Origin of the sequence: Pedobacter sp. ASV12 (assembly GCF_016429155.1) — a bacterium.
Taxonomy (GTDB): Bacteria; Bacteroidota; Bacteroidia; order Sphingobacteriales; family Sphingobacteriaceae; genus Pedobacter.
This window is the reverse complement of the sequence record NZ_JAELUC010000003.1, coordinates 86642-100929: the sequence shown is the minus strand read 5'-3', so window position 1 is coordinate 100929 and position 14288 is coordinate 86642. Positions and strand designations below refer to the sequence as shown.

The window sequence follows — 14288 nt, the reverse complement described above, 5'->3', positions numbered from 1 at the left end:
GCAAAGCCTATTTAATTACGCCTAATTCTTTGCCCACTTTAGTAAAGGCGGCAATGGCCTTGTCTAAATGATGCTGTTCGTGGCCGGCAGAAAGCTGCACCCTGATCCTGGCTTTGCCTTGTGGCACTACCGGATAGAAAAATCCGATTACGTAAATGCCTTCCTCGAGCATTTTGCTGGCAAACTGCTGCGCAATTTTGGCATCGTACAGCATTACCGGAACAATCGGGTGGAAACCAGGCTTGATATCGAAACCAGCTTCGGTCATTTTTTCGCGGAAATATTTGGTGTTGTTTTCTAATTTATCACGCAGCTCGGTCGTTTCGCTCAACATATCCAATACCGTAATCGAGGCACCGGCAATAGAAGGCGCCAGGGTATTAGAGAACAGGTAAGGGCGCGAACGTTGGCGCAACATGTCGATAATTTCTTTCTTGCCCGAGGTAAAACCACCTGAAGCACCGCCAAGGGCTTTGCCCAAGGTACCGGTAATGATATCGATCCTGTCCATAACATTAAAGTACTCGTGTGTACCACGACCGGTTTTGCCAATAAAGCCTGAGCAATGCGATTCGTCTATCATGACCAAAGCTTCGTATTTATCGGCCAAATCGCAGATTTTATCCAAAGGAGCTACCGAACCGTCCATAGAAAAGGCACCATCGGTAACGATAATGCGGTGACGACAATCTTTGGCCGCAATCAACTGCTGCTCTAAGTCGGCCATATCGATATTTTTGTAGCGAAAGCGTTGCGCCTTGCAAAGCCTTACCCCGTCAATAATCGAGGCATGGTTCAGTTCGTCTGAGATAATGGCATCTTCCGGGCCGAACAAAGGTTCGAAAACCCCACCGTTGGCATCGAAAGCAGCCGCATATAAAATGGTATCTTCGGTGCCCAAAAACTGGGAAATCTTGGCCTCTAGCTCTTTGTGGATATCTTGCGTACCGCAGATAAAACGTACAGAAGACATTCCGTAGCCATGCTCGTCTATCGCTTTTTTGGCCGCTTCGATCACTTTAGGATGCGAAGACAATCCGAGATAGTTGTTGGCACAGAAGTTAAGCACTTCTGCTCCGGTGCTTACCTTAATGGCAGCACCCTGAGGCGTGGTAATGATACGCTCGCGTTTGTATAGTCCGGCGTTTTCTATTTCTTCTAGTTCTTGCTGCAGAACGGGCTGTAAAGTTTTATACATATTTATTTTTCATTTAAGATGCAACCATTTTGCTGGCAGATTGCTCTACAAATATAAGACACGTTAACAAACTTTAACAGTTTAAATGTGTTAAGTTCCAGAACTTAATCGATATTTATAATTTAAATACACTTTATGAAGAAAATTTTCCTCTCCCTGTTTTTTGTGATTACAGCCCTGAATTCTTTATTTGCGCAACAATATCAAGTGAGCGGAAAAATAACCGACAACAAGGGCGAGATTATCCCCTTTGCTTCGGTATACATCAAAAACACTACGCATGGCGTATCGGCGAACGTAGATGGCCTTTACAAACTTGCGCTCGACAAGGGAAACTACACCTTGGTTTACAAGGCCATTGGCTACAAGGCAACGGAAAAAACGATTGCGGTAAGCGATAACCTGACGCTAAACACAACATTGGCCGAAGAAAGCTATACTTTGAACAATGTAGTGATCAGGGCTAATGCCGAAGACCCCGCCTATGCCATCATCAGGCAGGCCATTGCCAACCGGAAAAAACACCTGAACGAGGTAGACGAGTACAGCAGCGATGTATACATCAAAGGTCTGCAGAAACTGGTGGGCGCACCGAAAAAATTCCTGGGTCGCGACATTCAGAAAACCTTAGACCTCGATACCAACCGCAAGGGCATTCTCTATTTATCCGAATCGCAATCAAAGTTCAGCTTTAAGCGTCCGGGCAAGGTTAAAGAAGAAATGGTATCATCTAAAGTATCCGGACGAAGCAATTCCTTCAGTTTCAACAAAGCCTCAGACCTGATCATCAACTTCTACGAAAACCTTTTGCTGGAAGGCTCGGGACTGAGTTCGAGGAGTTTTGTTTCGCCTATTGCCGACAATGCGCTTTTTTATTACAAATACAAATTGTTGGGAACTTCCGAAGAGAACGGAGTAACCATCAACAAAATAGAGGTAATGCCGCGTCGCACCAACGACCCGGTGTTTAGGGGCATTATTTACATTGCCGACGACAGCTGGAGATTGATGGGCACCAATTTATACCTCACCCAAGATGCGGGCATCAACCTGATCGATACCCTGAACATCAGCCAACAGTTTATCAAAGTAGAAAATGTTTACATGCCATCGAGCATTAAGTTCCAGTTTAACGGCAGCGTGTTCAAATTCAAGTTCGAAGGCTATTTTGTAGGGGTTTACAGCAACTTTAACATCCATCCCAATTTTCCTAAAAACTATTTTACGGCCGAAATCCTGAAAGTAACCAGGGCCGTCAACAAAAAAGACTCGCTGTATTGGGCCAACAACAGGCCTATTCCACTAACCGACGAAGAAAGGTACGATTACAAGCGGAAAGACAGCATCGCCCTGCGCAAAGAATCGAAGCCATACCTGGATTCTTTGGAACGCGAAAACAACAAATTCGGCCTTGTCAAGCTCGCGCTTACCGGCTACAGCATAAACGACAGGTACAACAAGCGTTATTTCTATTTCGATCCGCTGATGCGTTCTGTGCTTTACAACACGGCTGAAGGCGTTGCGCTAAAATATGGCATTACCTACAGGAAGCAGCTCGAAGACCGCAAGTTTTACAGCATCAGGCCAGAGGTGCGATACGGTTTTTCGAATCGTATATTTACAGCTAACCTCAGTGGAAACTACTATTACGATCCTTTGAAAAGAGCCAGCGTGAGCGCCTCTTTTGGCAGCGAGATTGCCGACCTGAACCGCTATGGCTCGATGAGCTTATTAACCAACTCGATCAATACCCTGCTTTTTGAACGAAACCTGTCTAAATTCTACAAAAAGGAGTTTGCCAACGTGGCGACCACCAGGGAGCTGGCCGACGGACTGCAGGCTTCGGTTGCCGTAGAATACACCAGAAACCACACGTTGGAAAACACCAACAGTTTTAAAATCAGGGACGTCAAGAACCGGGAGTTTACTTCGAACAATCCGTTTACACCGGATTCGGAAACCCCGCTTTTCCCTACCTACAACTCGTTTAATGTAAGTGCCACATTGAGTTACACTATCGGCCAAAAATACATTACCCGTCCTGATGGCAAATTTTACGAGGATTCGAAATACCCCCGCTTTCAGTTGGGCTACAGAAAGGGCATCAAGAACGTTTTGGGCAGCGATGTAGACTACGACCTGGTTAGTCTGGAAGTCTACCAAGAACGCATCAGCGCTGGCTTATTGGGTTTTTCGTCGTTTGTTTTGGGTGCCGGTAAGTTTCTGAACAACACAGCTGTTTTTTATCCAGACAGCAAACATTTCAGGGGCAACAATTCGACCATTTTCCCTCCTAACCTGCGCAAGTTCAGGTACCTTGATTTTTACATCTACAGCACCGACAAACAATACTTCGAAGCGCATTTCGAACACAATTTTGCAGGTTTCATGACCAATAAAATCCCTTTGTTGCGCAAATTGAAGCTTGAAGAACTGGTAGGCATCAATTATTTAACCCAACCGCAAAAAAGAAACTACACCGAATATTATTTCGGCCTGCAGCGCCTTGGTTTTGGGGTAAGTTACGGCTATGCCTACGATGGCAACAAAAAAGTAGAAGAAGGCTTCAGGATTTCGTACGGCTTCTAAAGCGTCACAACAAGGCAAAAGGCAGCGGGCTAAAGAATAATTAAGGACTAAACCTTTGCCTTTTACTTTTTTACCTTCCGCCTTTTTTGCTATCTTTGCAACGCATTAAACGCCGTTTGCAACGGTATCAATGAATTATGAATTATCAGACTTTACTTTACTACTGCTATTCTCCAATAGCTGAGGCTGAACAATTTGCAGCCGACCACCTTGCTTTTTGCAAATCTTTGGGCCTTGTAGGCCGTATCATTGTAGCCGACGAAGGATTGAACGGAACCGTTTCTGGAACTGTTGAAGCTTGCGCAGCCTATATGGCACACATACATGCCGATGAGCGCTTTGCCAAAACCGAATTCAAGATAGACGATGTGGCCGAACCTTCTTTCATCAAGATGCACTGCCGCTACAAGGCCGAAATCGTGCATTCTGGCCTGAGGGATACGAGCATTATCGATCCGAATAAACAAACCGGAAAACATCTCGAGCCTTTGGAGTTCAGCAAGATGATGGAAGAAGAAGATGTGATTGTACTGGACGTGCGTTCCAACTACGAACACAACTTGGGCAAATTCAAGAATGCCATTACATTAGACATCGACAATTTCCGCGATTTTCCAGACCAGATCAATGCCTTGGCGCAATACAAAGACAAAAAGATAATGACCTATTGTACAGGCGGCATCAAGTGCGAAAAAGCATCTGCCCTGCTCCTGCACCATGGCTTTAATGATGTTTACCAGTTGCACGGCGGCATTATCAAATATGGCAAAGAAGCCGGCGGAAAGGATTTTGAAGGCAAATGCTATGTTTTCGACAACCGCATTGCCGTTGACGTCAATTCGGTAAATCCTACCGTAGTTTCAAAATGCTTCAACTGTGGCAAAACCACTTCAAAAATGATCAATTGCGCCAATCCGGAGTGCAATGAGCATTTTACGCAATGCGACGAATGTGGCGAAGAACTGCAGGGCTGCTGCTCGGCCGCCTGTGCTACCCACCCACGCAAGCGACCTTACGACGGGACCGGTTATTATGTAAAAGTGCCCCAGCCCGTAGCGAAAGCCTAGTTAACCATTAACCAACAAGATAGATGGTTAGATGCCAATAGATGATTATATTTATAGCAACAAAACCATCTACCTATGGAACTGCAAACGATAAAAAACAAGATTTATCAGATCCGAAACCAAAAGGTAATCTTGGATTTTGATCTGTCGGCTTTGTACGAAACCGAAACAAGGGCCTTGAAGCAGGCCGTAAACAGGAACATTGGTCGTTTTCCCGAAGAATTTCTGTTTCAGTTAACCCAAACAGAATGGCCAGCGGTTCTCACAAATTGTGACAGCCTGTCTCCAACCGCTAAATTTAGCCCGTCGCGGCCTTATGCCTTCGTACCCATTAGGCAATACGCCTTGATAAAAGCGACCAAGAAACCAACCAAAAACAACGCGAAAAATCGGCTATAAAATCACTTCTTAAACCTAATTCAACTATTGCATGCGAGCTTTACTTACCGTTTTCTTCTTATTCGTTTCTAATACCTTCATGACTTTGGCCTGGTACGGGCATTTAAAGTTCAAGGAAATGGAATGGAGCAAAAGCCTGGGACTGATCACCATCATCCTGATCAGCTGGGGCATTGCCTTGTTCGAGTATATTTTTCAGGTTCCAGCCAATAAATATGGCTTTAAGGAAAACGGCGGGCCGTTTAACCTCATGCAGCTCAAAGTAACCCAAGAAGCCATTTCCATTACCGTGTTTCTTATTTTCTCAATTTTGTTTTTCAAGACCGAGAAAATTGCCTGGAACCACATTGTGGCTTTTGCACTTATAATCCTTGCGGTATTCTTTGCCTTTATCAAGAAATAAATAAGGCATTATTTTTATACTTGTATTTATTTTGCCGAAAATGGCTGTCCGTTAGCTATTTCAGGTTGCCTTTTTTTATGCTGAACAAATCCAATACCTGCAAATTCCTTCTTTCCCTGATGCTGTGTTGCCTTACCCCTACATTGCTCAGGGCCAATGGCATTCAAAGTATCGGGGTGCCTTATGTACAGAACTACCCCAAATCTGCTTACCTATCTGGCAACCAGAACTGGTCTATCGCCAAAGACAAAGCGGGGCTGGTTTATTTTGGCAATGCCGAAGGCTTGTTGGTTTACGATGGCAAATATTGGCAACAGTACAAAATGCCCAACCGGCAAATTGTGCGTTCGGTAGCTACCAGCAATGACGGACGTATTTATACCGGCAGCTTCGGCGAATTCGGCTATTGGTCTTACCAAAACAGAAAGCTGGCCTACACTTCGCTAACCAAGCTCATTCCAAAGTCAAATCAGCTAACAGACGAGATCTGGAAAATTTATATTGACGACAAAAGAGTAATCTTTCAGTCTTTTTCTACCATATACATTTACGAAAACAATAAAGTAAGTGTGGTCAAATCGTCAGGTGCCATGCTGTTCTTGTACCAGGCCAACAAACGTTTCTTTGTAGAGGTATTGGGCAAGGGACTTTACGAGCTTCAGGGGAAAACGCTAAGTCCCTTGGCGGGCAGCGAAATACTGGGCTATACCGGAATACTTTCCATACTGCCTTACAAGAACGGCAGCTTCATTATCGGCACCAGCAAAAACGGACTTTTTATTTATGATGGCCAGACCTTTAAGCCATTCGCCAATGCGGCCAATTCCTTTCTCCAAACCTTTCAGCTGAACAATGGCGCCAAGGTGCTTGGCAAGTACTACGCTTACGGCACCATTTTAAACGGCCTGATCATTATCGACGAAGACGGCAACATCGTGCAACGCATCAACAAATCGAGTGGTTTGCAGAACAATACCATCCTGTGCCTTTATGCCGACAACGAGCAAAACCTTTGGGCGGGGCTTGACAATGGCATCGACCGCATCGAACTTAACTCTCCACTTTACTTTTATTTCGATAAGGCTGGCCAATTTGGTACGGTTTATTCGAGCCTGATTTGGGGCAACAGGATTTATCTCGGCACCAATCAAGGTTTATTTTCAAGTCCTTGGTTGCCCGAAAGCAGCAACCTGTTCAATTCTTTTGATTTCAAGCTGGTGCCCAATACCCAAGGCCAGGTTTGGGACCTCAGGGTAATTGGCGATCAAATCCTCTGCGGGCACAACGATGGCACTTTTGAGGTAAATGGCAATCAAATTCAAAAAATATCGAGCATTAATGGGGGCTGGACTATCAAAAGGATGCTTTCCAAACCTAATTTTTTGATCCAAGGCACTTATACCGGATTGGTCATTTTCGAAAAGGACGCGAGCGGCAAATGGAAATTTAGCCATAAGGTAAGTGGATTTAACGAACCTTCACGCTATGTAAAAGAAGATGCCAAAGGCGATATTTGGGTAGGACATGCCTACAAGGGGCTTTACAAGCTTACGCTGAGCCCCGACCTGAAAACAGCAACCAACATCAAATATTACGATGAGAGAAATGGGCTGCCCAGCAATTATAACATCAACATCTTCAACATCGAAAACAAAATCCTTTTTTCGAGCGATTCGGGATTTTTTGTATACGACGACATCAGCAACCATTTTAGCAAGTACGATGCACTAAACAAAAATTTGGGGAGCTTCGCCGCATCAAACAAGATTATCGATGCCGGACTCAAAAAATACTGGTTCATCAGTCATGGCCGGATGAGTTTGGTTGATTTGGCCGAACCTGGAAAAATCACCGTTGATTCGACAAGATTTAGCGTATTGGACGGCCGTATGGTACAGTACTACGAAAACATTAGCCAAATTGGCGATAAAATATACCTGATTAGCGTTGATGATGGCTTTGTCATTTACAACACCACCGATATCGAAACCAAGCGTCAGCCTCCACTGCCTTCGGTGCTCATTAGAAAGATCGAAGACATTACCGACAAGTATGTTACGCTGGCAGAGAATGGCGATAACAACCAAGCCATAGAAATCCCCTTCAGCCGAAACAACATTCGCATTTCTTTTGCCATTCCTTATTATCGCCAATCAAAAATCAAGTTTCAGTATTATTTGGAAGGCTACTCTAAGCAATGGTCTGATTGGAACCCTGCAACCCAAAAAGACTTTACGAACCTGGGCAGGGGCACTTACAAATTTAAGGTACGTGCCAAAATAAACGACGAGCTTATTAGCCAGGTTACCGAAGTCGAATTTACCATCTTGCCACCTTGGTATGGTAGCAATTGGGCCATCGCATTTTATTTGCTGGTAGGCATCGTGGCGCTAATTGCCGGCAAACGCATTTACGAAGCCAAGCTCAAGAAAGACCAGCAGCTGATTACCCAAAAACTTCAGGTTGAAAAAGAAGAGTTCTTAAAGAAAGAAGCCGAGGCCACCGAGAAGCAGATCATTAAGCTGCGTACCGAAAAACTGCAAGCCGAACTGGCCGGCAAAAACAGGGAATTGGCCAACTCGGCCATGAGTTTGGTTTACAAGAACGAACTGTTGCAAAAACTGAGTCAGGAAATTACCAAACTGAAAGACGAAAACGGCAAAAAACTGTCGGAAGACCAGTTGCGCAAAATCCAAAAGGTAATAGACGATGGCATGAACGACGAGCGCGATTGGAACCTCTTCGAAAGCAGCTTTAACGAGGCCCACGAAAGCTTCTTCAAAAAGCTAAAAGCCAACCATCCAGACCTCGTTCCGAACGACCTCAAACTATGTGCCTACCTGCACATGAACATGAGCAGCAAAGAGATGGCTTCGCTCCTTAACATCTCGCTCAGGGGCGTAGAAATACGACGCTATCGTTTGCGTAAAAAACTTGACGTTCCCCACGACAAGAACCTTGTTGAGTTTTTAATGGAGCTCTAGCACTACATCATTACCTCTCATCAAACAATTTTGAGCGCGCAAATCAAAGCTCCAGATTTTTCATTTGTAGTAGCTGTAATTTTCCTGTTATCATTTCAAAAACGCTGTTTTTGAACCAAAAATCAATTTTGTTAAGCCTATTGAGAAAGTACATCACACCCCCTTGATGTATTAATGTATAGGCACAATCGTTTGCACTAACCAAACAAAAACAGAAAATTAGAACAATCAATTAACACAAACATGTATAACAGTATGAAAAAAATCTTTACAAAATTTTCTGTTTTAACTTTTCTCTGTTTGCTTTTTTTATTAGACGTAGCTTATGCCCAAAACGTTACAGTTAAGGGCGAAGTTAGAGATGACCAAGGGTTACCTATACCGGCGGCGAGCGTTGTAGTAAAAGGCACAACAAACGGGGTTCAAACAGATGCTAACGGAGCCTATTTTATTAGTGCGCCGAGCAATGCTACTTTGGTATTTTCCTATATAGGTTTTAATACCCAAGAAGTAGCCATTAGCAATAGAACTAGAATTAACGTTACCTTGACTACGGCTACCAACGATTTGCAACAGGTAGTGGTGGTAGGTTACGGCACACAAAGAAAAATAGATGTGACCGGATCGGTTGGCACAGTAAAAGGCACCGACATCTCAAAGCAGGCTTCTCCAAACGCGGTAAGTTCGCTTCAGGGTAAAGTTGCGGGTGTAAACATCACCAACTCTGGTACGCCAGGTGCTTCGCCACAAATTTCTATCCGTGGTACCGGAACCATTTATGGTAACTTGGGCGTGCTTTATGTAGTTGATGGCGTTTGGTTTGACGATATCAGTTTCCTCAACCCTGCCGATATTGAAAGCATGAGTATCTTAAAAGATGCATCTTCACAATCCATCTACGGTATCCGTGCAGCCAACGGCGTAGTTTTAGTAACTACCAACAAAGGCAAAAACGGCAGCCCGACCATTTCCTACAATGGTTCTGTGGGCTATAGGGCCGTAACCAACCAGGTTGAAATGGCCAACGCCACAGAATATGCTACCATTATCAACGAACTGTCTGCATCAAATGGGGCTACGCCACTTTTTGCCAACCCAGCCAGCTTCGGCACCGGAACCAATTGGTATAATCAGGCTTTTAGGAATGCTTTTCAAACCAATCACCAAATTTCGGTAAACGGTGGTTCAGAAAAATCGAGCTATAACTTCTCTTTAGGCTATACCAATGAAGACGGTATTGTTAAAACCCAAGGCTATAAACGTTATACCGCACGTTTGGCTAATGATTTCCAAGTTGCGAAATTCTTAAAACTAGGCTATAACGTATCTGGAACATCGATCAACACCAATGATATCAATGGAGGTATTTTCCGTCAGCTTTATGCTGCTGGCCCTGTTGTTCCGGTATATTATGCAGACGGAACTTATGGCGATGCCAACGATTTCAGTTTGGGTGGAGGCAATAACTTCAACCCTCAGGTTACCTTGGATTTCTTTAACCAGAAATCTAAAAACTACCGCCTCAACGGAAATGTATTTGCCGAGTTGACCTTTGCTAAAAACTTTACGTTCAAAACCAGTCTTGGTGGCGATTTTGGTCAAAACGAGATGAGAGGCTACACACCAGTGTACAAAGCAACTCAAGGCCAGCAAAACAATGTAAGTAAGCTTGCGGTTAACCGCAGCGAAGACAGAAACTGGATCATTGAAAACACACTGACCTATAAAAATACCTTCGGCGACCACAACTTAACCGTGCTTGCTGGTCAAACCGCGCAAAGAAGGAAGAACTATTTCATCAATTCTACCGCACTTAATGTTCCTTATTCTAGCGATGGCGATTTGTACCTGTCGTTAGGCAGCGCCGCTGATCGCTCGGTAATTGATGGAGGTAATCTAACCACCTACGTTTCATATTTTGGCAGAGTTAACTATGCATTTAAAGACCGTTACCTATTGAATGCTACCTTACGTGCCGATGCGGCTTCGCAGTTCTTTAATGGCGGCGATCTTTGGGGCTACTTCCCTTCTGTAGGTGCAGGCTGGGTTGTAACCAACGAAGAGTTCATGAAAAACCAAAATGTATTTAACAACTTAAAGATTAAAGCATCTTGGGGTAAAGTAGGTAATGCTGGCGTACCGGTTAACCCAACAACCCTAACCGTTGACCAACGAGCTGGCTATGTAGTGGTTCTAGGCGGCGTGGTTTATACGGGTGCCAACGTCAACTCTTTGGTTCCTTCGTTCTTGAATTGGGAGCGCACTGCTGGAACCGATATTGGTTTTGAAGCCTCTTTCTTAAACAATCGTTTAAGCGTTGAAGCCGGCTATTACAACAAAAAAACAGAGCAAGCTATCTTCAACATCCCCATCTTAAGCTCTGTGGGTACAGTTGGCAGCGAGATGCTGGGCAACCAAGCCGATTTCCGTAACCGTGGCTTTGAATTCTTGGCTACTTGGACCGATAAAACAGAAAGCGGCTTCAAGTACTCGGTTAGCGGCAATATTGGCATCAACAACAACAAAGTACTTTCTGTAATCACGGGTTCGAACCCTATCTATAGTGGCGGACAAGGCATTGCAAATGGTGCTTTAGCGACCAGAACCGTACAAGGTGGCGCTATCGGCCAGTTTTTCGGCTACAAGGTTGATGGTATTTTCCAAACCGCCGCAGAAGTTGCCGCATCAGCTCAGAAAAGTGCCAAGCCAGGCGATTTTAGATATGTTGACCAAGACGGAAATGGAATCATCGACGGTAAAGACCGCGTTGTATTGGGCAATCCAAACCCTAAATACAGCTTTGGTTTAAACACCACTTTCGAATACAAAAACTTCGATTTGGCGCTTGACATCCAAGGTGTAGCCGGCGTAGATGTTTACAATGCCAATATCGCTTATCGTTTTGGTAACGAGAATTTCAGCAAAGACTTTTACGACAACAGATGGCATGGTCCGGGTACTTCAACTACCTATCCTTCGGCCAATGTGGGTTCTACGGCTAATTCGGCACCAAACTCGTTTTATGTTGAAGATGGCTCTTATATCCGCTTAAGAACCGTTCAATTGGGTTATACCTTGCCGTCTACCCTAACCAGCAAATGGATGACCAAAAAAGTAAGGTTCTTCCTAGATGCCCAAAACGCTATCAACATCTTTGGCTATAAAGGCTTTACACCAGAAATTGGCTACGTAGGCTCTCCTACTTCTAGAGGCATCGATGCAAGTGTATATCCTTTATCGGCCGCTTACAGGTTAGGTCTTCAAGTTACTTTCTAATATCAACAGCAATGAAAACAAATTATAAAAAATCATACATACAAAAAATCGGTTTGCTTGCCTTGGGCTCAAGCCTTTTGATAACTGCCTGTCAAAAAAGTTTCTTGGATGTACCGCCTCAGGCCAAGCAGCCTGCGGTTACTTTCTGGAAAACGCAAGATGACGCTACCAAAGCTGTCAACTCCATCTATGGCAACATCAGAAACTGGGCCAATACGGCTTTTCCGGCGTTGGCGGTAGAGAGTATTGGTGGCGATGATGCCGAAAAAGGCAGTTCTCCTAACGATGCTAGCTATTTGAATGCATTCGACAATTACACGGTAACTTCAACCGAAGGGCAGTTGCAGGGTTTCTGGGAAGGCCAGTACCAAAATATCAATCTTTGCAACCAGGTATTGGACAATGTACCGGGCATCAATATGGACGCCAATTTAAAGGCGAGATACTTGGCAGAGGCCAAATTCATCAGGGCTTATTCTTATTTCAGACTGGTTCGTGCCTTTGGCGATGTACCATTGCGTTTGAACGTACCAAAAGATCCTTCTGAATTTAACATCCCAAGAACGCCAAAGGCTCAGGTTTGGGCCGCCATTGAAAAAGACCTGGATGATGCGGCAGCCGTATTGCCACAAACTTATCCAGCAGCAGATCGCGGTAGAGCGACCAAAGGCGCAGCCTTGGCATTGCATGCAAAAGTTGCCATGTATTTAGGCAAATGGGATCAGGTACTTTCTTTTACCAACACCGTAATGACAATGGGCTATGATCTTTTCCCTAGTTATGAAGCGGGCTTCCGTTTGGCCAACGAAAACAGTGTAGAATCGGTTTTCGAAATCCAATGCGACCTTATTTTGAACAATAAAGACGCTTCCAACTCTCAATATAGCCAAGTACAAGGCGTAAGGGGTACAGTTGCAGGCTGGGGCTTTAACGTACCAACAGCTACTTTGGCCGCTGCTTACGAGGCGGGCGACGTGAGAAGAGATGCCACCATCATTTTCAGGGGCGAGACTACCCCGCAAGGCGATGCAATTCCTGCAACCGGCGATAATCCGATGTACAATCAAAAATCATATGTTCCATTTAGCTTAATCGTAACCGGCTATACCGAAGGCAGCCAACAAAACGTAAGGGTATTGCGTTTCGCCGATGTATTGCTCATGAATGCCGAAGCGGCTAACGAGCTGAATAACCCTACCTTAGCCAAATCATCGCTAAATAGGGTAAGAGCACGTGCCAGGGGCGGTGTAGCTGGCGTATTGCCTGATGTAACCACCAGCGACAAAGATGCTTTGCGCCAAGCCATCTGGAAAGAAAGGCAAGTAGAGCTGGCCATGGAATCAGACCGTTATTTCGATGTGATCCGCCAGGGCCGTGGTACCGCTGTATTTGGTCCTAAAGGTTGGGCAGCTGGCAAAAACGAAGTTTGGCCAATTCCTTCGGTTGAAATCGACAAAAGTGCGGGTACTTTAACCCAAAACCCAGGTTATTAATCGCTTAAATTTAAATAAGAATGAAAACAAGATATTTTTTATTGATGGCAGCAGCAACCCTAGGGTTATCTTCTTGCCAAAAAGACTTTGATCCGGCCAGCTATGCTCCGCCTTTGAATATTGGAGGCTATACCAGTGCCAGTCAAATTGCACCGAGCAATTTAGCTGCCTATTGGGCTTTTGATGGAAGTTTGGTCGACAGTGTTTCCAATACTGCAGGTGCCAATACAGGAACATCATTTGCTGGGGGCGTAAAAAAACAATCGCTACAAGGTGCGGCCAATAGTTATGTATTAACAACACCTTCTGCAAAAGTTACCGGCTTACAAAGTTTTACCTTGACAGAATGGATCAACACTCCTCCTCCATCAAATGGCATCATCGGTCTATTCAGTTTGTCAAACACTACCCAATTCTGGGGCAACCTAGAAGTGTTCATCGAAAATGGTAGTACTAACGACAATGGAAAATTGAGAATCCATATTAATCAGGGCGGCGACAGGACATATGCGGCTGATAATGTGCTTAATTTATTCGGCAAATGGGTTGGATTAGCTATTTCTTACGACGCAACCACTAACATGGTTAAGGTATATGTAAATGGATCAAGAGTAAGTGCTGGCACCGTAAATGGTCTTACTGGACCTTTGGCTTGGACCAACAGTGGCAAAGTAGTATTTGGCACGGTTCAATTCCAAACTACGCCTAGTCAAACCAGTGCTACCGGCAAACAAGATTGGGCCAGCTTCCTAACTGGCAATGTTGATGAAATCAGGCTTTATAACAAAGCCCTTTCTGATGCCGAAATCGGCTCTTTGGCCAAACTAGAAGGAAGAGGTAAATAATACTCCTCATTTTAGACAATTATTAAAGGGGATT

The 14288-nt window shown here is 44.5% G+C and carries 9 protein-coding genes; 8 read left to right on the top strand and 1 reads right to left on the bottom strand.

Annotated features, from left to right (window positions below; all coding sequences use genetic code 11):
• Positions 1-7: 7 nt before the first annotated feature.
• The gene (gene kbl, locus JHD69_RS02170; RefSeq protein ID WP_199136887.1) at positions 8-1198 is read right to left on the bottom strand and encodes a glycine C-acetyltransferase; all 1191 of its coding nucleotides are present in this window, start codon (positions 1196-1198) and stop codon (positions 8-10) included.
• A gap of 135 nt (positions 1199-1333) precedes the next feature.
• Here kbl and JHD69_RS02165 point away from each other — a divergent pair, with 135 nt between their 5' ends.
• The 8 genes from JHD69_RS02165 to JHD69_RS02130 all read left to right on the top strand — a co-directional run bounded on the left by JHD69_RS02165 (position 1334) and on the right by JHD69_RS02130 (position 14254).
• Positions 1334-3787 (top strand): DUF5686 and carboxypeptidase regulatory-like domain-containing protein, encoded by a 2454-nt coding sequence (locus JHD69_RS02165; protein ID WP_199136885.1) that lies wholly within the window; start codon positions 1334-1336, stop codon positions 3785-3787.
• A 134-nt stretch (positions 3788-3921) separates the two neighbouring features.
• Positions 3922-4854, top strand: coding sequence for an oxygen-dependent tRNA uridine(34) hydroxylase TrhO (trhO, locus tag JHD69_RS02160; protein WP_199136972.1), 933 nt, complete (start codon positions 3922-3924; stop codon positions 4852-4854).
• 75 nt (positions 4855-4929) lie between these two features.
• A complete protein-coding gene (locus tag JHD69_RS02155; protein WP_199136883.1) occupies positions 4930-5253 on the top strand; it encodes an ORF6N domain-containing protein in 324 nt (107 codons plus the stop codon).
• Between the two features lie 31 nt (positions 5254-5284).
• Positions 5285-5656: a DMT family protein gene (locus tag JHD69_RS02150; protein WP_199136882.1), complete on the top strand. Its 372-nt coding sequence runs from the start codon at positions 5285-5287 to the stop codon at positions 5654-5656.
• 77 nt (positions 5657-5733) lie between these two features.
• A complete protein-coding gene (locus tag JHD69_RS02145; protein ID WP_199136880.1) occupies positions 5734-8640 on the top strand; it encodes a ligand-binding sensor domain-containing protein in 2907 nt (968 codons plus the stop codon).
• 300 nt (positions 8641-8940) lie between these two features.
• Positions 8941-11916 carry a SusC/RagA family TonB-linked outer membrane protein gene (locus JHD69_RS02140; protein WP_233165629.1) on the top strand — a complete coding sequence of 992 codons (2976 nt, stop codon included), beginning with the start codon at positions 8941-8943 and terminating at the stop codon, positions 11914-11916.
• 11 nt (positions 11917-11927) lie between these two features.
• Positions 11928-13409: a RagB/SusD family nutrient uptake outer membrane protein gene (locus tag JHD69_RS02135; protein WP_199136876.1), complete on the top strand. Its 1482-nt coding sequence runs from the start codon at positions 11928-11930 to the stop codon at positions 13407-13409.
• Positions 13410-13429: 20 nt separating this feature from the next.
• Positions 13430-14254 carry a LamG domain-containing protein gene (locus JHD69_RS02130; protein ID WP_199136874.1) on the top strand — a complete coding sequence of 275 codons (825 nt, stop codon included), beginning with the start codon at positions 13430-13432 and terminating at the stop codon, positions 14252-14254.
• Positions 14255-14288: the final 34 nt, after the last annotated feature.

What these genes read in the sequence shown, in the direction of transcription:
- kbl (WP_199136887.1), bottom strand. Translation starts at nt 1,198, where the DNA reads ATGTATAAAACTTTACAGCCCGTTCTGCAGCAAGAACTAGAAGAAATA.
- JHD69_RS02165 (WP_199136885.1), top strand. Translation starts at nt 1,334, where the DNA reads ATGAAGAAAATTTTCCTCTCCCTGTTTTTTGTGATTACAGCCCTGAAT.
- JHD69_RS02155 (WP_199136883.1), top strand. Translation starts at nt 4,930, where the DNA reads ATGGAACTGCAAACGATAAAAAACAAGATTTATCAGATCCGAAACCAA.
- JHD69_RS02150 (WP_199136882.1), top strand. Translation starts at nt 5,285, where the DNA reads ATGCGAGCTTTACTTACCGTTTTCTTCTTATTCGTTTCTAATACCTTC.
- JHD69_RS02145 (WP_199136880.1), top strand. Translation starts at nt 5,734, where the DNA reads ATGCTGAACAAATCCAATACCTGCAAATTCCTTCTTTCCCTGATGCTG.
- JHD69_RS02135 (WP_199136876.1), top strand. Translation starts at nt 11,928, where the DNA reads ATGAAAACAAATTATAAAAAATCATACATACAAAAAATCGGTTTGCTT.
- JHD69_RS02130 (WP_199136874.1), top strand. Translation starts at nt 13,430, where the DNA reads ATGAAAACAAGATATTTTTTATTGATGGCAGCAGCAACCCTAGGGTTA.